Source organism: Chloroflexota bacterium, assembly GCA_016887485.1.
Lineage (GTDB): Bacteria > Chloroflexota > Anaerolineae > Anaerolineales > Anaerolineaceae > Brevifilum.
The window spans coordinates 221,100-241,472 of sequence record CP069394.1; the positions used below are offsets into that span (position 1 = coordinate 221,100).

15 protein-coding genes are annotated in these 20,373 nt (G+C 52.2%); 10 read left to right on the plus strand and 5 right to left on the minus strand.

Features of this window, described 5'->3' with window-relative positions:
* The first annotated feature begins 7 nt into the window (after positions 1–7).
* From hpt to JR338_01045, 4 genes are all read left to right on the plus strand, one after another.
* Positions 8–565 carry a hypoxanthine phosphoribosyltransferase gene (gene hpt / locus JR338_01030; protein ID QRN83370.1) on the plus strand — a complete coding sequence of 186 codons (558 nt, stop codon included), beginning with the start codon at positions 8–10 and terminating at the stop codon, positions 563–565.
* Positions 549–2,063: a hypothetical protein gene (locus tag JR338_01035; GenBank protein QRN83371.1), complete on the plus strand. Its 1,515-nt coding sequence runs from the start codon at positions 549–551 to the stop codon at positions 2,061–2,063. The genes hpt and JR338_01035 overlap by 17 nt, the downstream gene beginning before the upstream one ends.
* Before the next feature lie 234 nt (positions 2,064–2,297).
* On the plus strand, positions 2,298–4,637 hold the full coding sequence (locus JR338_01040; GenBank protein ID QRN83372.1) for a hypothetical protein: 2,340 nt from the start codon (positions 2,298–2,300) through the stop codon (positions 4,635–4,637).
* Between the two features lie 99 nt (positions 4,638–4,736).
* On the plus strand, positions 4,737–5,246 hold the full coding sequence (locus JR338_01045) for a nitroreductase family protein (protein ID QRN83373.1): 510 nt from the start codon (positions 4,737–4,739) through the stop codon (positions 5,244–5,246).
* On the opposite strand, the gene JR338_01050 is transcribed toward JR338_01045, so the two are convergent.
* The 4 genes from JR338_01050 to JR338_01065 all read right to left on the minus strand — a co-directional run bounded on the left by JR338_01050 (position 5,243) and on the right by JR338_01065 (position 9,052).
* Entirely contained in the window at positions 5,243–6,265 is a 1,023-nt protein-coding gene (locus JR338_01050; GenBank protein ID QRN83374.1) for an NAD-dependent epimerase/dehydratase family protein, read from the minus strand. The genes JR338_01045 and JR338_01050 overlap by 4 nt on opposite strands.
* Positions 6,266–6,342: 77 nt before the next feature.
* Positions 6,343–7,803, minus strand: a complete 1,461-nt coding sequence (locus JR338_01055; GenBank protein ID QRN83375.1) for a hypothetical protein — start codon at positions 7,801–7,803, stop codon at positions 6,343–6,345.
* Between the two features lie 27 nt (positions 7,804–7,830).
* Positions 7,831–8,304, minus strand: coding sequence for a GNAT family N-acetyltransferase (locus JR338_01060; GenBank protein QRN83376.1), 474 nt, complete (start codon positions 8,302–8,304; stop codon positions 7,831–7,833).
* Between the two features lie 94 nt (positions 8,305–8,398).
* Positions 8,399–9,052, minus strand: a complete 654-nt coding sequence (locus tag JR338_01065) for a hypothetical protein (GenBank protein ID QRN83377.1) — start codon at positions 9,050–9,052, stop codon at positions 8,399–8,401.
* Between the two features lie 309 nt (positions 9,053–9,361).
* Here JR338_01065 and JR338_01070 point away from each other — a divergent pair, with 309 nt between their 5' ends.
* The 4 genes from JR338_01070 to JR338_01085 all read left to right on the plus strand — a co-directional run bounded on the left by JR338_01070 (position 9,362) and on the right by JR338_01085 (position 15,692).
* Positions 9,362–12,205, plus strand: a complete 2,844-nt coding sequence (locus JR338_01070) for a pyruvate, phosphate dikinase (protein QRN83378.1) — start codon at positions 9,362–9,364, stop codon at positions 12,203–12,205.
* Between the two features lie 203 nt (positions 12,206–12,408).
* On the plus strand, positions 12,409–13,422 hold the full coding sequence (gene pdhA / locus JR338_01075) for a pyruvate dehydrogenase (acetyl-transferring) E1 component subunit alpha (GenBank protein ID QRN83379.1): 1,014 nt from the start codon (positions 12,409–12,411) through the stop codon (positions 13,420–13,422).
* A gap of 1 nt (position 13,423) precedes the next feature.
* On the plus strand, positions 13,424–14,404 hold the full coding sequence (locus JR338_01080) for an alpha-ketoacid dehydrogenase subunit beta (protein ID QRN83380.1): 981 nt from the start codon (positions 13,424–13,426) through the stop codon (positions 14,402–14,404).
* Positions 14,397–15,692, plus strand: coding sequence for a 2-oxo acid dehydrogenase subunit E2 (locus tag JR338_01085; GenBank protein QRN83381.1), 1,296 nt, complete (start codon positions 14,397–14,399; stop codon positions 15,690–15,692). Before JR338_01080 ends, JR338_01085 begins: the two co-directional genes overlap by 8 nt.
* A gap of 73 nt (positions 15,693–15,765) precedes the next feature.
* Here JR338_01085 and JR338_01090 read toward each other — a convergent pair whose 3' ends face one another.
* The gene (locus JR338_01090) at positions 15,766–18,198 is read right to left on the minus strand and encodes a tetratricopeptide repeat protein (GenBank protein ID QRN83382.1); all 2,433 of its coding nucleotides are present in this window, start codon (positions 18,196–18,198) and stop codon (positions 15,766–15,768) included.
* 132 nt (positions 18,199–18,330) lie between these two features.
* Here JR338_01090 and mtnA point away from each other — a divergent pair, with 132 nt between their 5' ends.
* Positions 18,331–19,383, plus strand: a complete 1,053-nt coding sequence (gene mtnA / locus JR338_01095) for an S-methyl-5-thioribose-1-phosphate isomerase (GenBank protein QRN84323.1) — start codon at positions 18,331–18,333, stop codon at positions 19,381–19,383.
* Complete coding sequence (locus tag JR338_01100; protein ID QRN83383.1) at positions 19,383–20,348, plus strand: carbohydrate kinase family protein; 966 nt, start codon at positions 19,383–19,385, stop codon at positions 20,346–20,348. The genes mtnA and JR338_01100 overlap by 1 nt, the downstream gene beginning before the upstream one ends.
* Positions 20,349–20,373 lie beyond the last annotated feature (25 nt).

Genomic DNA, 20,373 nt, shown 5'->3' on the forward strand with positions numbered 1-20,373 from the left:
AGAAACGATGAAAGATTATCAATCCTTTTTGGCAGAAGTCCTGATTCCCGAAGCGGAGTTGAAAGCCCGAATTGCAGTATTAGGCGCTGAGATCAGCCGGGATTATGCGGGTAAAGAAATTTTGGCGATTTGTATCCTGCGGGGCGGCGTGATGTTCCTCACGGACCTGATCCGCTGCATTGACCCGCCGGTTGCAATTGATTTCATGGGTGTCTCGTCCTATGGGGCGGGGGCTCGTCAATCCTCCGGGCAGGTCCGGATTAACCTGGACCTGAGGACCTCGATTGCCGGAAAGCACGTATTGATTGTGGAAGATATTATTGACAGCGGGCATACGCTCTCATCCGTGATCGAAATGCTGCGTACTCGTAACCCTGCCAGCCTGGAGATCTGCACCTTGCTCAATAAAGTGACCCGACGTGAGGTGGATGTGCCGATTAAGTATTGTGGCTTTGAGATAGCGGATAAATTCGTCTTTGGCTATGGTCTGGATATGGACGAATTCTATCGGAACCTGCCTTTCATTGGCGTGGTCGATCTGGAAAAATATGAGGCTTTGGACTGATCCTTTCATCACTTCGATCTTAACGGCCGTTCAACAGGCCCTTGAACCCGATCAGCAGATTTACCTGGTCGGCGGTGCAGTACGGGACCTGCTTTTGGGCCGGGATCTGCATGATTTGGATTTCACGATGGGGGAGAACCCAGTTTCGCTGACCCGAAAAGTTGCCCGGGCGCTGGATGCCGGTTATTTTGTTTTAGATGATGAACGTCATACGACCCGTGTGGTCTTCCACCGTCCGGATGGGCGTGAATTCCCTTTAGACTTTGTGCAGTTCACTGGAGCAGACCTGGATGACGATCTGCGCCATCGCGATTTTACTCTCAATGCAATTGCGATTGATTTACGCAAGCCAAACGAACTCATTGATCCATTGGGCGGTCAGGCCGACCTTGAGGCGGGACTGCTGAGGGCTTGCAGTGACCAGGCGCTCCTGGATGATCCAGTGCGCGCCTTACGGGCTGTGCGGCTGGCGATCCAATTTGGCTTTGAGTTTGCGCCCGCAACAGCTGATCTGATCCGGGATGCAGCATGTCACCTACCTGAAACGACAATTGAACGCCAGCGGGATGAACTCTTTCGCATTCTTGAAGGCCCTGACCCAGCCCGCGGACTGCGGGAATGTCAGGAATTTGGCCTACTTAGAGCTTTGGTTCCACCCCTGCAAGCGCAGGCTGATGTTCCGGCCTCCCCGCCGCATTTTTATCCCCTGTTGGAGCACACCTTACAGGTGGTCAAGAACTGCCAGAGCTTGTTGGATTCGTTAACTCAGGATGTGAATATAAATGAAGAGTCCCCCTGGCCGCTGAGCGCAGCTATGGGCGCATTAGCGCCTTTCCAAAACCAGCTGTGTGATTACTTTGCAGGTGAGGTGACGCCAGGTCGATCCATCAGGAGCCTGACCTTATTAGGCGCGCTGCTCCATGATAGTGCCAAACCGAAGACCCTGTCCAAAGGGCCGGATGGCCGGCTGCATTATTACGGCCATGACATTGCAGGTGCGGAGATAACCTGGGAAATTGCCCGGGGGTTGCAGTTGAGCAACGCTGAGGCAAAATGGCTGAGCACTTTTGTCCGTTATCACATGCGGCTGCTGCCGATGGCGAGGGTTGGAACGGGGCCGGATCGCAGGATGTTGTATCGCTTCTTCAAAAAAGTTGGCGATGTTGGGATTGCGATTGCGATCCTTTATTTGGCGGATACGTATGCGACTTTTGGTCCGGAACTCACTCAGGAGGGTTGGAATCGTCCTGTCAAGGCTGCCCACGAGGTATTGCAGGCTTGGTGGCTCGAACATGAAGTGGTGGTTGCACCGAAGCTGCTGCTGAATGGTAACGATATCCAAAAGGAATTCGACCTGGCCCCTGGGGCACTTATTGGCAAGCTGATCGCTTCACTGCGGGAGGCGCAGGCCAGCGGCGAGGTGAGGGACGAGGACGATGCGCGGGGATTTATTACCCGCCAATTGAGAAAAACCCACAAGAAGGACCAAGAGAGCTGAAGGATTACGAGCTGGGATTATTTTGGCTTGCTTAAGGTTCATAGCTTTTTTATAATATAGATACGTTCTTTACTGATCTCATAAAAATTCACCGCAATAAAGTACATAACTAAATAAAGTCATCGCACTCCATTAAACGCCTCTGCAGATTATTGGTCGGAGTCTCTTTAATTTCCTAATGAGGGAAATGATTACTGGTATTTGTCATTCAATAGTTTTTAGATTGGGGTTGTGATGAATAACAAATTAAGTAAATTGCTTGGATTCTTATCTGTATTTCTGGTGTTGCTTTCTTTTCAGCCGATTAAGACCGTAAACGCAGTTGACTATATTTCGACGGATGAGGTTTGGAGTGGATATCAATTCCCGGATCAGGATATTGTGATCCAAAGTGGGGGATCTTTGACCATCCAATCGGGGGCGACGGTGCTCTTCGACTGTTCGGATGCTGGTAATGTCGGCATTGATCCTGACCGGATTGAGATCATTGTTGAGAGCGGCGGTACCCTGAACATTGACGAGGCAACGCTCGCTGGCACGGGATATCCCTCGAATAACTGTTGGTATGGGATAAAGTTTGAGCCGGGCTCGACCGGCCATATACTTGACAGTAATATTCGGGATGGCATTCGAGGTGTGGATATCCAAAGTGAGGTGGAGGTCAGCCGAAATATAATTCAACACATGCATGGTGTGGACGGTGAGGCACTGGAGGCCGGACCTACACCTTCCGGGACTGCTTGGGGAATTTATGTTAAGACGCCTAACGCGACAGATACACCTCTAATCATGGATAACGAAATTCGGAATGTCTTTGGGGGAGATGGCGCTGATGGAATGGTTGATGGTGAAAGCAGCTCTGGTGGGGCGGCTTATGGGATATTTGTTTTGACGGGTGCACCTCTCATTAGTGGTAACACGATCCACATCGTCTGGGGTGGAAATGGGGGAGACGGAGGGGATGGCAGCGATGGCGATGATGGGCTTAATGCGATTGGCCCGGGCTCGGACGGATCTGCTGGCTCCCCAGGTTCAGCTGGTCAAAATGGCAGCCTTGGAGGAATCAGCGCAGGTATTTACCTTATTGATTCCGAAGGCGTAATTATTACCGAAAATGAAATCTACGCCATCCGTTCCGGAGATGGTGGGGCTGGGGGCAAAGGGGGCAATGGTGGCAAAGGCGGCAATGGGGGTGGAGGAGTATCGGGAGGCCCCAGTGGTCAGGATGGTGGAGATGGCGGCGCTGGTGGCGCAGGCGGCGCAGGTGGCATTGGATTTCCTAGTCGAAAGGGCTACGGGATATATTTTCCAGCAGATGTTGGGGATTCGGTAGAGATTATAATGAACACTATCTATAACATCAGCAGCGGCGCGCCCGGAACAGGTGGCGATGGTGGTGATGGCGGCCTGGGTGGTAATGGTGGCACAGGAGGGGATGGCACGGTCACAACGGGCGGCAATGGCGGTATGGGGGGCAGCGGTGGTGGGGGCGGCGCCGCTGGCGTAGGTGGCAATGCAGGGGATGTTTATATGGTCCGATTGGAAACAGGAGAGCTTCTAGATTTATCTCAAAACAAGGCTTCCTGGAGCATGGCCTCGGCGGGTGGAGATGGCGGGCTTGGCGGTAGTGGCGGTAATGGGGGCACGGGTGGAAATGGGGGTGCTGGTGTTACGGCTAAGGGAATTGGTGGAAATGGAGGTGTTGGCGGCGCTGGCGCTTCTGGTGCTGATGCCGGTAACGGAGGGATGACCTATGGCCTGGATATATATTATTTGGCCTCTCAGCCGACGGCAATAACGAATAATATCATTGATAACCTGCAGGGTGGTATTGGAGGAGGCGGTGGAAGCGGTGGTAATGGTGGAACAGGCGGTGATGGTGGTTTCGGTGTACCAAACGGCGTTGGTGGCGATGGCGGGGATGCTGGGGGTGGGGGCGGTGGAGGAGATTCCTCTGGGTCAATCCTGGTATTTAATTACTACTGTTCAATCGCCTTAGTCAATAATACGCTTTATTTACCTAAAGCTCCGATTGTTGGCGGCACAGGTGGTGTGGCAGGTACTGCAGGAATAGGGGGCTTGGGATCCACCTCTGGCAGTACTGGTACTGATGGTGTGGCAGGGTCAGTTGGCTTTGACAATGATGCCATCGGCTTGGCTAGTTATACATCTTCGGGAATGCCCATTGATGTTTATCTGTTCAATAATATATTCAACGGTTCGAGTGCTGAAAATACGATTGCTATCTATGAAAATTCGGAAGTGACTTACAGCGTAGAATCGAATAATTTTTGGAATTGGTCAACGTTCTCAGTTCCCGCTCATGCATTTTGGGCCAATAATATTTCTGTACATCCGTTATTTGAGGATGAAGGTACAGGTGATTTTCATCTCACGTCTGCCTCTCCTTGTATCGATGCCGGGGACAACAGCGCGATAGGAGTCCCAGCTGTGGATTTTGAGGGCAATTCCCGGCCTATTGATGGCGATGGTAATGGGAGTGCTATTGTTGATATAGGTGCCTTTGAATTCGATCGTGGGGTGGAGATGTTCCTGCCGATATTACTAAAATAATCAAACGGCAAGCGCTCGCAGAATAACAAGAAGTATACTAATACAGGCTCAAAAAAGTGAACCTGTATTAGTTTTTTATTGATGAAGAATGGAGATCCAATGGCCCTTGAAACAATCTTTGCCCGGCGCAGTATTCGGAAATATCAGGATAAACCGGTTGAGCAGGAGAAACTGGAATTGCTGCTGCAGGCTGCGATGGCCGCGCCATCCGCGGATAACACAAAACCCTGGGAGTTCATAGTCATAACTGATCCCGAGGCGATGGAGAAGATCCGGTCTGTGATGTTGTTTGGGAAATATAACGCGCCGGCCGCGATCATGGTCTGTGGGAACACGTCGGTTTTTAAGAACCCCATTGGTATCCGGTTTTGGGTGCAGGATTGCAGTGCGGCGACAGAAAATATTCTGTTGGCCGCCGTTGAACTAGGGTTAGGAACGGTTTGGTTGGGGGTGCACCCGATCCATAATTTTGAGAAGCGGCTCGCCAAGGCATTTGATCTGCCGGACTACGTCAAGCCGCTGAACGTGATTTATGTAGGGTATCCGGATCAGGAGAAGGCTGCCCGAACCCAGTATGACCCTAAGCGAGTGCATTGGAATAAATTCTAGTTCCCGGACAGGTGATCCTTTTCCAACATCTCTTCATATTTCTGAATAAGCGTTGCTTCTTTACGCAGGCTCAATCCGACCTTCAGCTTCTTGGCAGGCGGGCGGGTTTTAATCCAGTCCAGCGTGTCGCTTACTGTCTCAGAGAGGGGCTTGAAGGTCAGTCCTGCTTTGACGGCATTAGCGTTGTTGATGCTGTTAAAGCCGATGAAGTTGGGATCAGAATTGGGCAGCCAGAGGGGGAGGTCCACCCAGGGTTTTACTTTTTCACCAAGCAGGAAGTGTTCATCGGCCCAAATGAAACTGGCGTCTGAACCGGCGGCTTCCCGGCAGGCAACCAGCAATGACCCGAAATTGGCCGGGTTTTTGGGGCCGACGGCGTTATAGACGCCTTTGGCGTTATGTTCGATCAAGGTGAGGATGAAGTTCGCCAGATCGCGCACATCAATGAATTGCAGATCAGCGCTGGGTGGGCCTGGAGACAACACTTTACCACCCTGCGCAACCCGCCACGGCCAATAGTTGAAGCGGTCGGTGGGGTCATTGGGTCCCACAATCAGTCCTGGCCGGATGACGATCAGATTGCCTTTGAAATTCTGCTGGATCTCATATTCACAGAGTGCTTTGAGGGGGCCATAGGATGCGCCGGTATAGTCCTCATCTGTGGGATCCTCCAATTCTGCCAGGGGGTAATTTACCTGAATATCTGGATTGCGAAAATTCTTATAGACGGAAACGGTCGAGATGAAAACATAGGTTCCGCACCTGTTGGAGAGCATTTTGGCAGATTCGCGTACTACCCGCGGCAGAAAACCGCTGGTGTCGATCACCGCATCCCATTTTCGCCGCTTGAACGCGCTAAGGTCTTTTTCCCTGTCGCCAATCAGTGTTTTGACATCCGGAAAAAGGTCGGGATTGGTTATGCCGCGATTGAAGAGTGTGGGGGTATGGCCGGCTTTCAGCATGGCTTCCACCAGCGCAATCCCCAAGAAACGCTTACCACCTAAGATGAGAATTTTCATGACCACCTCGGGACAGGTTCAAGGCTTTGATTTAATTATACAGGATTTGGTTATTTCAAAAATCCGAAAGAAGGAGGCTAATCCGGAATAAAAATCCAGGCCGCATTGGTATTCGCGTAGTCACCCAGGAGATCAGATTCAAGCACCAACGTACTGCTTCCTTCAGCAAGGTCATAGAGGTAGAGCTTACCCAGGGTGCGGTAGAGGAAAGCCGGAGAATTTGGCAGCCAGCGCACTTCCAAAGCAGCGCCTTCCAGCTTGATGGGTTGGGGGTTCGTAAAGGACGAATCCAGCAATGCAGTTTGCCCCGAGCGATTCACCCGAACCCAAGACTCACCATCCGTTGAGCTGCTTAGCAGGAAGATGGGATCACTGAAGGATTCGGCTATTAATTCACTATCTAAAATGAGGCTTTCGGTTTCGCAATTTAAGATGATCGCCTCGTTTGTGACTTCCACGGGTGAACATCTATCATTCAGGGAGGTTTCCTTCAGAATCTGACCGGAGAGGTCTACGATTTGGATGATGGTGGCATAGGTCTCCGAATCCATCCGTAAAACCAGCAGCCCATTTTGAAAGCTCTGAATGGATGAGAACATGCCGTCGATCACTTGCGTTGAACTCATATTCTCTAAGTCCAGCAGTGAGAAATTGATTCCCCCGACCGGCTGCGATTGATGGATGATGCTCAAGGTTGTGCCGCCAAACCAGGCGAGGATGGGGTTGTCCGCATCCGCTGGCAAATCAATCAGTATGGTTTCAAGTGTGTCGAGATTGAGTGCGTAGTATTGGTCATCACCGGCGTAACCCGGCTCATTGATATAGCCCTTTTTAAGGAGGGCCCAATCGCCTGAAAGGGTGAAGCGTTCCACCAGACCGGGTAAGGATTCAAGCGCTTCAACCTGACCGGTGGCAACATCAACCAGAGAGAGGTGGGTGCTGGTCGGTGAGCCGGTGGTGACGGCCAGGAGGTGGTCGTCATCCTGATACCACTGCGTATTGGCAATGGAACTGGTATAGGAGGCCAACACGCCATCCAAAGCGGCTTCATATGAAAGCCCAATGCCATCAAAGGCCGTCTGGGCGAGTTCAGCAGTTTGGTCCGCGTCAAAGCTGTCATTGGGCAGATCAATCGTCTGAAGATAACTCGTTATGAAATTGAACAGTTTCAACTGGTTGTCTTCAATCGGGAGTTTCAGAACGGTTTTACTGGGGGAAAGACTGCCGCTGATGCCGATTCGTCGGCCTTCAACGGGCAGCTCGACAGGGTACTGTTCACCCAGCGCAAAATCGATGATCTTGTAAGTCTGGGCATCGGTTTGGATCAGCAGAAAAGGGCCATCTGAAGCAGGCTGCGGTGTGAAGGTGGGCGACTGGGTTGGGGCAGTGGATGGAGTGGATGTCTCGGTTTCAGTTAACATGACGCTGGCAGCTTCTGTTGATATTTCAACAGGGGTCGGACTAGCTGGTGTGCCGTTACAGGCAGAGAGGATGAGTAAAAGGGGGAGAAGCGTACCAAGTAATATTTTTTTCTTCATATTTGGTTCACCTTTGAGATTTTTGAATCAAAGTTCTTTTTCCAGGAGGACTTCATCCTGGATGGGGATGCCATTTTCACCGAACATTGGGATGGAGGGCTTGATCTTGCGGGCTAGGTCGATTCGGCCGGGAAAGACTTCTTTAATCTGGAATCCAAGATATTGGTAGAACCCAATGGCGTAAATGTTGTCATTCGTTGTTGCCACTTGCAGATGGGTGCATTGTTTCTCGGCTGCGAAATGCTCAACCGCAGTCATCAGGGCTGTGCCAACGCCTTGATTCTCTATGAGCGCGGCCAGGGTGAGCGCTTCACAGATATTTTCTCTGATTTCATAGTACAGAAAGCCGGCCAGAGTATTATCAATGAAGGCAACAAACCCAGGCAGGTCATCGTAATTATATTGCTCGAGATGCACAACAATAATGTAGCTACCCCACAAGGACTCCGCTGCCTGATGGATTGCCGGGATATCGGATGGGTTGATTGGACGGATTTCCATGGCACCTGTCCAGCATTGAATGGATGACTGGATTAATTATACACATTCCATCCCGGTTATTCGCTTGGCTTGAACTTTGGGTGTGTTTGATCGTCTAGATCGGTTCAAAGTGAATTGTGCCAGAAACCTGCAAGTTATCTTTGTCCGGCTCAGTCCATTTGAAGGCTTGCTTTTCTTCCAGGTGCTCCAGATCCAGGACGATATTCTCCTGCATTGCTTCCATGCTGGGGATGGCGACGAAGGCATCGGTGTGTTCGGGATATGAGAACACGCTTTCGCAGTTGATATGCAGCTTGCCCTCTGTGAGGGTGGCTAAAAGGGTGCCCTTTTCATTTAATTGGGCATCAATTTTGCCATTGGCACCAGAGAGAACTAATTTTCGTAGATCAATTTCTGAGACGACCCCAATTGCCCGTGGCTGACCGAGTTGTTCCATCACAGCATCAGAATCTTCACCGAGATCGACCCCTAAACCACCCAATAGGGAGGCGAGATCGCCCAGAGGGGAGTTCTCGGCGGCATCCAGGATCGGTTGAAGCTCAATTTCGAAGATGACAGTGGCGTCCACCTGATAGGCGTGTCCTTCAATTTTCGCGGAAAAGTCAATATCCAATATGATCTTGTAGTCAGGATCCATTTCGGCGGCTGCGATTTCGCCGGCCTGGTTCATGGCCCCCAGGCCCTGGGAATAGGCGTCCTGCATTTGCTTGGCCAGGTTACTCAATTCTCCGAAGTCTGGCAATTCCATGTCATTTCTCCTTTTGTCATCGATCAGGTAAAGATTTGTGAGTTCTGGCCCCAAAAGCCAACCCCCGTGCTTATTTATACTGGCAGTTATTATACATTGGTTTCTTCTCAAGGTTTTTGGCTTGTACTTGTGGATGACGCTCGCGTTCCTTCAGTTGTGAGTGGGGAAACGTAAAATGAGGTTTACAGGTATTATCCACTGATGAATATTTTGGGATTCCGAAACCTTCATGGTAAAATTACATGTTTGTAAAGTAATTTTACGCTTTCCGCGTTATAAGTTTTGTTTGATTTACATTTAGGAGGAAGCATGTCAGAAAAGAAATGGGTTTATTTGTTCAATGAAGTTGAACAAGCGGAAAAAAATGCTGGTAGTTGGGACGGCGTTCGCGGTTTGCTCGGTGGCAAAGGTGCGAACCTGGCCGAAATGACCCGGATTGGTGTTCCTGTTCCCCCCGGCTTCACCATTACAACCGAAGCGTGTATCGCTTACCAGGATGGTCGGTCCTTCCCCGCGAATATGTGGGATCAGTCCCTGGCTGCATTGAAGGTCGTTGAAGAACAAACCAACAAGAAATTTGGCGATCCCGCCAATCCGTTATTGGTATCCTGCCGTTCCGGCGCCAAGATGTCCATGCCCGGTATGATGGACACTGTTTTGAATATCGGTTTGAATGATGAAACCGCCAAAGGCATGGTTTCATTGACCGAGAATGAGCGATTTGTCTATGACTCCTATCGCCGCTTGATCCAGATGTTCGGCTCCGTTGTTCTGGAGATTTCGGACGAGGCTTTCGAAGATGTTTTGGATAGCTTCAAAGAGTCTAAGGGCGCATCCAGCGACACCGATCTGAGCGCTGATGACCTGAAGGAACTGACTGAGAAATTCAAAGCCGTGGTGAAGAAAGCCAAGGGCTTTGATTTCCCCCAGGATCCTGTCAAACAGCTCGAACTGGCCACCAAAGCCGTCTTCAATTCCTGGAATGCCAAGCGCGCAATTGACTATCGCCGCCGCGCCAACATTCCTGATGACCTCGGTACTGCCGTCAACATTGTGACAATGGTCTTCGGTAACATGGGCTGGGATTCCGGTACTGGCGTTGCCTTCACCCGTGATCCCCAGACCGGTGATAAGAAAGTCTTCGGCGAATTCCTGATGAACGCACAGGGTGAGGATGTTGTGGCTGGTATCCGCAACACTAAACCGATCGCTGAAATGAAAGAAGATCTCCCTGAAGTTTTTGACCAGTTCATGGACATCGCTGCCCGGCTCGAAAAGCACTACAACGATATGCAGGACGTTGAATTCACCATCGAAAAAGGTCGCTTGTGGATGCTCCAGACACGTAACGGAAAGCGCACCGCCAAAGCCGCGATCAAGATCGCTGTTGATATGGCGAATGAAGGCTTGATCGACAAAGAAACCGCTGTGATGCGCGTGGAACCTGAACAGGTTAACCAGATGCTTCACCCGCAGTTTGATGCCGCTACCATGCAGGCTGCTCGTGATGCCGGTAAGCTCTTCGCCACCGGTGTGAACGCCTCCCCAGGCGCTGCTGTTGGTCAGGTTTACTTCGATGCTGACACCTCCCAGGCGAAAGCCGTAAACGAAGGTCAGGATGTGATCATGGTCCGACCTTTCACCAAACCTGATGATGTGCATGGTATGCTCTCCTCCAAGGGTATTTTGACCTCTGAGGGTGGCGCCACTTCCCATGCGGCTGTGGTTGCCCGCCAATTTGGTGTGCCTTGTGTTGTTGGTGCTTCCATGATGAGCATTGACGCCGCAAAACTTGAAATGACTTCCAATGATGTCACAGTCAAAGAAGGGGAATGGATCTCCCTCGATGGCGGCACCGGTGAAGCTTTCATCGGCAAGCTCGAACTCACCGCTCCCAATATTGAAGAACAAAAAGAACTCATGACTCTGCTCTCCTGGGCTGATGATATTGCCCGGCTGCAGGTTTGGGCCAACGCAGATTATCCCAAGGATGCTCAGCGTGCCCGCACCTTCGGCGCCAAGGGTATTGGCCTCTGCCGGACTGAGCACATGTTCTTCGAAGAAGAACGGCTGCCTTTTGTTCAGGAAATGATCCTGAACGCTGAAGATGCCCAGGCTATCCTCAACACCGTTGTTCGGCTCGAGCATTCTCTGAAGACCGGTAAGATTGATGGCCAGATGATGAATGATGTGGTCCGCGAGGAAGTTGAAGCGGAACTCAAGGAAGCCAAGAGCAGTCTTGAAAATGCTGATGCAGCGAAAGCTTATTTCTCTGCGCTTGGTAAACTGCTGCCCTCCCAGCGCTCAGACTTCTATGGCCTGTTTGAAGCGATGGACGGCTACCCAGTAATCATCCGCCTGATCGATCCCCCATTGCACGAGTTCCTGCCCTCACAGGAAGAACTCCTGGTGGAAGTGACCGAAATGCGCTGCAAAGGCGAGACCAAGGGCCTGGCTGAGAAGGAAGAAATGCTGGCCGCAGTCACCAAGCTCCATGAGAGCAACCCCATGATGGGTCTCCGTGGTATCCGCTTGGGTATCGTCTTCCCCGACATCATGCGGATGCAGGTTCGGGCGATTTTCGAAGCCGCCTGTGACGCCGCCAACAAGGGCATTGATGTCCGCCCCGAGATCATGATCCCGTTGACCGGGCATGTGAACGAGTTGAAGAAAGTTCAGCCTGAACTTGAAGCCATCGCCAAGAAGGTGATGGAAGAAAAAGGCGTGAGCTTCAGCTACAAATTCGGCACGATGATCGAGATCCCCCGTGCTGCCCTGACCTCCGCTGAGATCGCTGAAGTGGCAGAGTTCTACTCTTTCGGCACGAACGACCTGACCCAGATGACCTTTGGTTACAGCCGTGACGACGCCGAACGCAACTTCCTGATCACCTATGTGGATGAAGGCATTCTGCCCCAAAACCCATTCCAGGTCCTGGATCGCAATGGCGTTGGCCGCTTGATGAAGGTTGCTATCGCTGAAGGCCGCAAAGTCCGCCCCGAACTCGAGGTTGGTATCTGCGGTGAGCACGGTGGTGAACCCAGCTCGATCGAGTTCTGCCACCTGGTTGGCAACAACTACGTGAGCTGCTCGCCCTTCCGTGTGCCGGTGGCCCGTCTGGCTGCTGCTCAGGCGAAGATCAAGAACGACTAGTTTACAAATTTCCTGTTAACCATCCTGAGAGGCTGTCCGATTGGACAGCCTCTTTATCTTTAATTGGTGTCCCCATTGTTGATTCTGATAAAATTCTATGAATTAATACTAGACTAAAAAGGTAATATATATCATAATAAATGATAATAATTCGACTGACAAATAGTGTGAGTATTTAATTAATCCACGAAGGGATTTTGTGAATGGATAAAAAGGAATCAATTGACCTCTATCGAGAAATGGTCATCATTCGTCGCCTGGAAGAGCGCGCTGCTGAGCTTTATCAGCAGGGTAAGATCGGCGGCTTCTTACATTTATACATCGGGCAGGAAGCTGTCAGTGCGGGGATTTCCTCCGTCCGGCAGCCTCAGGACCGATTGATCACGGCTTATCGTGACCATGGCTGGGCGATCAGTGCAGGGATTGACCCCAACGCGGTGATGGCTGAACTGCTGGGTAAGGTGGATGGCTGCTCGAAGGGAAAGGGTGGCTCCATGCACATGGCCGATACCGAACTGAACTTCTGGGGCGGCCATGCCATTGTAGGTGCACACATCCCCTTAGCTGCCGGGTTGGCGTTGGGTGATGTTTACCAGGGCAATGACGATGCGGTGACCATCTGCATGTTCGGTGATGGCTCCACCAATATTGGCTTTTTCCATGAAGGCCTGAACTTAAGCAAGGTCTGGAACCTGCCAGTACTTTGGGTTTGCGAGAACAACCAATATGGCATGGGTACGGCCGTTGACCGTGCGTCGGCGGTTTCGGAAATCCGCCAGAAAGCCGAAGGTTACGGGATGCCCAATGAACGGATCGAAGGCATGGACGTGATGGAAGTCCGTAAGGAAGTCTCACGGGTGCTGGAGAAGATCCGCAAGGAAGGCGGCCCATACCTGCTGGAGATCATGACTTATCGCTATCGGGGTCACTCGATGGGCGATCCGGAACGCTACCGCGATAAGGATGAAGTGAAGAAATGGGAAGAAGAAGATCCGATCGGTATTTATCGCAAGGAATTGATCGCAGGAAAGATCGCCACTGCGAAGGAACTGGATGCAGTGGATGAGGAAGCTATGAAAATTGTGGATGACGCTGAGGCCTTTGCTAAGGCCAGTCCAAACCCGGACAAATCGACATTGTTTGAAGATATCTATGTGGAACCGACCCCAGTGGAATACCGCGGATACGCCCTGGAACGTGAAAGTGAGGGACGTTAAGATGACACGAATGACAATGCGCGAAGCGATCTCTAAGGCGCTCTGGGAAGAGATGGAGCGCGACGAACGGGTATTCATTCAGGGTGAGGAAGTCGGCTTATGGGGCGGCACTTATGCTGTCACCAAAGGCTTTTATGATCATTTCGGTGAGAAGCGTGTTCGGGATACCCCGATTGCTGAGTCGGCCATCGTTGGCAGCGCAATCGGCGCCGCGATGACCGGTTTGCGACCGGTGGCGGAGCTGATGACGATCAATTTCGCCTTTGTAGCGATGGACCACATCATCAATGAGGCGGCTAAACTGCATTATATGTTTGGCGGCCAGTTCAAGCTGCCCCTTGTGATCCGTGCGGTGAGCGGCGGCGGTCGTCAGTTGGGCGCTACGCACTCCCAGACGCCGGACGCGATCTTTGCCCATTTTCCCGGGTTGAAGGTTGTCTCCCCCGGTACCCCTGCGGATGCCAAAGGCTTGTTAAAGAGCGCCATTCGCAGTGATGATCCGGTGCTGTTTATTGAAAATGCCACCTTGTACCAAACCAAGGGCGAGGTGCCGGATGATGAGGATTATTTGGAGCCACTGGGAAAATCCAAGGTCCAGCGAGAAGGGGACGATGTGACGATTGTGGCCTATTCGAAGATGGTCCCGGCGGCTTTGAAAGCTGCCGACATGCTGGCGGGAGATGGAATAAACGCGGAGGTGATTGACCTGCGCTCCCTGCGGCCCTTGGATATGGACCCGATCATCGCTTCCTTCAAGCGGACCAATCGGGCTGTGATTGCCGAGGAAGGCTGGCGGTCCTATGGCGTCGGTTCGGAAGTGTCCTCCCGGATTTATGAAATGGCATTTGACTATGTGGATGCGCCGGTGAAGCGGGTAGCCCAGGCCGAAGTGCCACTGCCTTATAACGCTGAACTGGAACAATTGGCGCTGCCCCAGACGGAAGATATTTATCATGCTGCCAAGGAGGTATTGAATGGCTGAGCTTGTGACCATGCCCAAATTGGGTTTTGATATGGCCGAGGGCAAGTTGGTGCGCTGGGTCAAAGCCGAAGGCGATACGGTCGCCAAGGGGGATGTGATTGCCGAAATTGAAACGGATAAAGCCACGGTGGAAGTGGAATCGAGCCTGGATGGTGTGATGTTCCGCCACCTGGCCCCCGAAGAAGCGGAACTACCGGTCAATTCTCCGATTGCCGTGGTCAGTGCGGCTGGGGAAGAACCTACTGAGGATGAGATTGATTCGTTAGTGGCGCAAGCCAGCGGGAAGCCATCAAAGAAGATGGAAAAACCTGCTGAGAAGAAACAGGCTGAGAAAGCCCCTTCGAAAGCAGTTGAATCTGATGATAGTGCTGATGTATCACCTGCTGGTGGTGTGCGTTCATCTCCTCTGGCCCGTAAGATCGCCGAGAATCACGATATTCAACTCGCAGCGGTCGAGGGCAGCGGCCCTCAAGGGCGCGTAGTGAAAAAGGACGTCGAGGCTTATCTCGACAGCATGAGCCAGGCAGGTTCAGGATCGAAGTCCGCCGGTAATGGTCAGACTTTCCAATCTGCCTCGAGTTTCAGTTTGGGTGAAGTGCCCGCTGATGAGGTTGTTGACCTGACGCGTCTACGTCAGGCGATCAGCCGACGGATGCAGGATTCCAATCAGAACTTCCCGCATTTCTATCTGACCCGTTCCTATCGTACCGGGGCATTGATGGCCTTGCGGAAACAATTGAATCAGATTCTGCCGGAAACGGACAAGCTCTCTGTGAATGACTTCGTGGTCAAGGCTGTGGCCCTGGCATTGCGGCAGTATCCCAATTTGAACGCCTCGCTGCAGGATGATAAAAACATCGTGCGGCATGGACACGTCAATATCGGCGTGGCGGTGGCGGTTGAGGGCGGTCTGCTGACGGTGGTCAGCAAGGATGCCGATTTGAAACCGATCCGCTTGATCGCTCGTGAGATCCGTGAGATGGTGGGACGGGCGCGGGAGGGCAAAGTGCGGCCGGAGGACATTGAAGGCTCCACTTTCTCGATCAGCAATCTGGGTATGTATGGCATTGAGAACTTTTCAGCGATCATCAACCCCCCAGAGGCTGCTATCCTGGCTGTGAGTGCGGTTCAAGACGTTCCGATGGTGGTAGATGGTGAGCTGACAGTTGGATCCCAGATGAAAGCCTCGATTTCTGCTGATCATCGGGTGACCGATGGTGCCGAGGCCGCAGAATTCATGCGGGTCCTCGCTGACTATCTGGAAGAACCGATGCGCTTATTGATCTAAACGACCCTCTAGAACAATAAAAGGGCTGTGATAATTCACAGCCCTTTTAGATTTCATTTTTACTGCCCCGTGTTTATCTTTCCGCCATTGTGCCATAGATCATGCGATAGATGGTGTAATTTTCGGTGATAAGGCGGATGTAGTTGCGGGTTTCCTGGATGCGGATGGTTTCCAGGAAAAGGTCCATATCATTGCCGGCCAATTCCTGCCAATAGAGGGTATTACCGGGACCGCCGTTATAGGCTGCAAGCATGTCATAGAGGTCGCCGTCAAAGTAATTTAACTGGCGGGCCAGGTAGGTGGCGCCGAACAGGATGCTCACATAGGGGCGGTAAAGGTCAGCGGCGGTGTAATCTGTCGGCCAACCCAATTCACCCGCGAGTTCTTCACCGGTTGTGGGGATGATTTGCATGACACCGTAGGCATAAGCGGCCGATTGGGCAAATCCCTCATAATGGCTTTCCTGCCGCATAATTGCCAGCAGTAACAAGGGATCAAAATTCCTGTTTTTGGCAATCGGGAGGACCCAATCTAGATAGTATGCGCCGAAGCGTACCCGGGTAAAGAATTCCGGGGCATCCAGTGCTGTGGCACCTTCCAATCCAGCCAGCTTCAGCAGGCTGTTGCTTGCCACCAGGGCGGAGCGGTAAAGCCCGATCTCCACCAGGGCGGGGATCAGTCGGAAGGTCTCGGCTGGGTCATTGGCGACTTCCAGTCGGATCGATTCAAATTCAGCTTTAGCTTCGGGATATAAGCCCAACGCCCAATATTCCAACCCGCGCTGGAAACGGGGATCGTTACCCAGCAGCCCGGGGCTTTGCAGATTGGTGTCGGCGGGGAGTTCAAAGGTGGTGCGGACCCAATCCTCGGCTTCCATTCGATAGGGAGAGAGGTCCGGATCAAGGTCATAGGTAAGCGGCGGTGTGAGCGCTTCCTGACCGATCAGCAAATCTTCCGCCCGGATGCTGTAATAGCCATAGGGATCGGCGGTCTGCGCCAGTTTCCAGGTATCAACCGCGGCGCTGACATCGCCAAGGGCGTTCTGGCATTTTCCGATCCAGAGATAGGCAGCTGCGATTTCGGAGGGCTCACTGGTGAGTATGAGGGCGCGGGAGAAGAGCGGCTGGGCTGCTGCCCAGTTGCCCTGACGGACGGTGACGATCCCGGCGAAGTAATTTGCCAGGAAGGCGTAATCGGCACTGGGATATTCGTTGCCAATCTGCTGCCAGGTTGTGGAAGCCAGATCGAGTGCGTCTGCCCGTTCATAGGAACGTCCGGCAAGGAACAGGAAGTCCGCTGCCTCGGCTGATTCAGGGTAACGAGCCACATAAGCCAGGGCGGTTTCCGCTGCCTGGCGGGGTTCGTCCATATATGCCCATTGGGTGTATTCGATGTCTTCCCAGGCATCAATCACATAGCTGCTCGTGGGATGATTCTCGATCAAATCCTGCCAGGCAGTGATCGCATCATCATATTGACCTTCACCTGAGGTGGATTGATAGGCTCGAATGGCCAGGCCCTTGTAATAGAGCGCTGCACCAATGGCGATTTCATTATCCGCTGTAGCCAGGAAGCGGTCAAAGGCTTCCACGGCCAGGGCATAATTGCTGACATTGTAATTGATCAAGCCGCGCTGATATTCATTGACCACCACATCGTCATTGACCAGGGTGACCAGGGCTGAATAGGAGTCATAAGCCCAAGGAAAATTATTGACCGTATCTTGAAAATAGGCATAGGCCTGATCGTAATTTTCCTGGCTGTAATAGATCTGTCCAATCCGCAGATCCATTTCGGCTTTAGTGTAATCGCTGGCGGTGGTGTTGTAGATGTCCTGGAAAAGGGCGAGGGCTGTCGCCGTGTCACCGCTCTGCTGATAAGCCGCGGCGATCTTGATCGCCAGGCTCTCAGACCCGCCACTGGGATCGGTTCGGTAAGCTTCCTGATAGCTGGCAATGGCCTGCAGGGGGTTACCAACCGTCAGATAGAGGTCGCCCATCTGCTCATGGATCGTCGAATCGATCACGCCGGGGCGTAATGTAAGATAGGCCACAAATGATTGAAAGGCCTCATCATAGCGTTCCAGAATGATGTAGGACTGGGCCAGGAAATAATTGGCCTGGGCTGCGATGGTTGTATCTGCGGAAGCAGCGGCTAGGCGCAAGGCTGTGAGCGCCGGGGCATAATTGTCTTGTTCATAGTAAGCCTGCCCGATGCCCAAATTGCTCTTATCCGTCACCGTTGCATCTGTGGTGTTTGCCAGAGCGTTTTGGAAGATTTCAATAGCCCGGTTATAATCCCCGGCGATAATCGCCCGATCGCCATCGTTCGTCAATTCCAACGGGGTGGCGGTGGGTGAGGGGGTGGGCATAGGTGTGGGTTCAGCCGTCGCTGTAGCCGCAGTGAGGTCTTCGACAGGGGGCGTTCCCTGTTGTGTGACGGGCTGGGCACAGGAGGTGAGGATCAAAATCAGGATGAGGATGTATAGCGCTTTGGGTTTCTTCATATTAGGTTTTATAATGTAAGAGTTAGTGTGTGTCAATGTTTTGACGAAGCAGCCAACCAATGGTAAAATCTCAACGCACCTTCAGTTGACGCCCAAAAAGGGCGTTTTTTCACGAAAAGGGAAAAACGGATGATGAGAACAATCACCTGGGATGACGAAAAAAAGGTCATGCAAATGATTGACCAGCGTATTTTACCCCAGGAATTCAAAATCCAAAATTATGACAACTATCAGGACGTTGCGGATGGGATCCGAACGATGGTAGTGCGAGGTGCACCAGCTATTGGGGTGGCCGCAGCTTATGGCATGGCCCTGGCTGGCTTACGCTCCAAGGCAAGCACTCGCGAAGCCCTGCTGGATGACCTGAGGATCGCCGGTGAGGTATTGAACCAAGCCCGACCGACCGCCGTGAACCTGATTTGGGCGGTCCGGCGGATGCAGAAAGCTGCTGAAGCAATGGATGATGACCTGGAGGATATTCGGGGAGCGCTGGTTCGGCTGGCCGGTGAGATGGCTGATGAGGACGTGGCTACCAATATCCGGATGGCAGAATATGGTGCAGCGTTGATTGAGGATGGCGATACCATTGTGCATCATTGCAACACCGGCGCGCTTGCCACCGTTGATTACGGCACCGCACTGGGCGTGATCCGGATGGCGCATGAACAGGGTAAACAAATCCATGTTTTCGTGGATGAGACCCGCCCCCGGTTGCAAGGTGCTCGGCTGACCGCCTGGGAACTGGAGCAGTACGGCATTCCCTATGACATCATCACTGACGGTGCGTCAGGTTTGATGATGCGCAAAGGGTTGGTGCAGAAAGTCTTTTTTGGCGCTGACCGGGTGGCTGCAAATGGTGATGTTGCCAATAAGATCGGCAGTTATATGCTGGCATTGGCGGCATATGATAACGGCATTCCGGCCTATTCCGTTTTCCCGATTTCAACGGTCGATTTTGACCTGGAACGGGGTGACCTGATCCCGATTGAAGAACGCGGCCAGGAGGAAGTCCTGGATTTGGCCCTGATGGGCCGGCGGGTGACACCTGAAAAGGCGACTGCCCGGAATTTTGCTTTTGACGTGACTCCCAGCCGCTTACTTTCTGGTTGGGTGACAGATAAGGGCGTCATCAAACCGCCCTTCAAAGAGAACCTTCTTGCAGTCATGGAAGTTGAGGACAAGTAATGAGTATTATCCTGACCGGTTCGATCGCTTATGATTACCTGATGACATTCCCCGGTTATTTCAAGGACCACATCCTTCCCGAACATCTCGATTCGATTAGCCTCTCATTCCTGGTGGATGAGATGACCAAACAGCCCGGTGGGGTGGCGGCCAATATTGCCTATACCCTCGGTCTGCTTTGCGAAAAGCCCCGCCTGGTGGCCACCGCCGGGATGGACTTTGGGGACTACCGGCAGGCACTGGATGACGCTGGAGTAGATACCTCCGGCGTGAAGATCATCCAGGGGAAATTCACCGCTTCGTTCTTTGTGAATACTGACCTTTCCAATGCGCAAATTGCCACCTTCTACGCCGGTGCGATGGCGGATGCTTCAGAAATCTCGATGAAGGACCTGGGCCTGACGACTGATGATGTGGTCGTGATCAGCCCCAATGCCCCTGATGCAATGATAAAATATGCTTTGGAGTGTCAGGAAATGGGCGTCCCATATATTTTTGACCCCAGCCAGCAGATCGTCCGTTTGGACGGTGAACGGCTCAAAGAGGGCATACTGGGCGCGAAAGCCTTATTTGCCAATGCGTATGAATTTGAGCTGCTGCAAAAGCACTGCCAGATGACAGCGGATGAAATCTTGAATGCAGTGGATTTTGCCGTGGTGACCCTGGGTGAGCAAGGCTCACGGGTGTATGAAAATGGCAAGCTGCTTGGTGATGTCCCGGTCGTCCCACCACACCAGATCATGGACCCGACCGGAGTGGGTGATGCCTACCGAGGCGGCTTCCTAAAGGGTTACGTCCACGGGTTTGATCTGCTCCTCTGCGGTAAAATGGGCGCTTTGGCGGCCACTTATTGCCTGGAGGAAAAAGGAACCCAATCACAATGTTATTTAACCAACGATTTTGTTGCCCGTTTCAGAACAATCTTCGACGACCAGGGCGCGTTGGATGCGATTATCTCTGATTAGTAAGTGAACACACTGCGTTGCGTTG